At 51.8% G+C, this 1491-nt stretch carries 2 protein-coding genes; one reads left to right on the top strand and one right to left on the bottom strand.

All coding sequences use genetic code 11. The features are described from left to right. Window positions 1-662 (top strand): PP2C family protein-serine/threonine phosphatase (locus tag B9Z54_RS04055; RefSeq protein ID WP_162785085.1); only part of this gene is annotated, 662 nt, incomplete at its 5' end. Between the two features lie 42 nt (window positions 663-704). Here the strand turns inward: B9Z54_RS04055 and B9Z54_RS04050 are convergent. Beyond that, a partial coding sequence (locus tag B9Z54_RS04050; RefSeq protein ID WP_162785084.1) for a magnesium transporter CorA family protein occupies window positions 705-1491 on the bottom strand: 787 nt, incomplete at its 5' end.

Here is a 1491-nt window from a genome sequence, read left to right as displayed (position 1 = left end):
GTGCCTTGACCCCACCGATCAGCAATGAGGAGATTGACGTGCAGGCCTTGTATTTGCCGTCTAAAAAACTGGCCGGGGACATGTATGCCTGGTTCCAGGTCGCGCCTGACCGCTACGGTGTCATCATTTTCGATGTGATGGGGCACGGTGTGTCGTCCGCCTTGATCACGATGGGGATTCGTTCGATTTTACCGGGTCTCGTCGGTAACGTACAATATCCGGTTGATGTCATGACCGAGCTGAATCGTCAGATGACGTTCTTGTTCTCAGGCGACGACATGCAGAGCTATTTCACGGCCGTATACTGCTATATCGATACGACGAAGCGTCAAATCGAGTACGTCAACGCCGGACACCCTCCGGTCATCGTGACGTCTGATACAGGTGTGACGCGCCTCGAGACGACCGGAGTGCCGGTCGGCATGTTCGAGGAGCCGAACTATGAGTCGAACGTGATCGACATCGAGCCGGGCATGACGATGCATATGTATACGGACGGACTGATGGAGTGTTACAGCAAAGACATCGATGACGGCATCCGTTGGCTCGAGAAGGACGTTGCGTCCTACGGTCTCGACTATGCGCGTCACGTCGCTGAACAGCTCGTTCCGAAGATCGAGATTGATGATGACCTCTGTCTCGTCACGGTCAAATTGATGTAAAAAAGATGGTGTCGCCGGAATGGGCAACACCATCTTTTTACTTTAAAAATAACGTTTCCGCCATAAAATATAAAAAGCGAGGCTTGAGAAGCCGACCATCATCGCGAGCGCGAACACGAAACCGATCGATTGTCCTTCCCATGGCACTTGGACATTCATCCCGAATATCCCGGAAATCATCGTCGGGATACTGAGTACGATCGTGATGGAGGCCAAGAACTTCATGACGAAGTTGACGTTGTTCGAGATGATCGAACCGAAGGCGTCCATTTTGATGCTGATGATGTCGTTATAAATCGACGCCATCTCCATCGCCTGACGGTGCTCGACGAACACGTCTTCGAGCAACTCCTCGTCCTCTTCGTGCTTCTCGAGGCTCGGTGTCTTGACGATGCGGTCGAGGACGCTGTCGTTCGCTTTGAGCGATGTCATGAAGTAGACGAGCGACTTCTGTAAGTTCATCAATTGAAAGATTTCCTGATTTCGCATCGAACGTTGCAACTCTTGCTCGAGCTCATCCATGCGCCGGTCGATTTGGCGAAGGAAACGCAAGTACGTCATGCTGACTCGGTGCAAAATCTGGAAGACGAACCGGCTCCGATAGTTCGTTCGGAACAGCCTTGCTTTTCCGTTGGCGAACAAATTGAGCACGTCGAGGTCACGTGAGCAGACGGTGATGAAATGTCGTCCGGTGACGATAATCCCGAGTGGAATCGTGTTATAGGCGCGTCCCGTGTCGTCTTCTTCGACGTATGGGACGTCGATGATCATGAGGAGCCCCTCATCATCTTTTTCAAATCGTGGTTTTTCTTCAATATCAAGCGGGTCG

Source organism: Bacillus sp. P14.5 (genome assembly GCF_003316765.1).
Classification (GTDB): domain Bacteria; phylum Bacillota; class Bacilli; order Bacillales; family Bacillaceae_B; genus Rossellomorea.
This window is presented reverse-complemented; position numbering and strand designations above follow the sequence as displayed.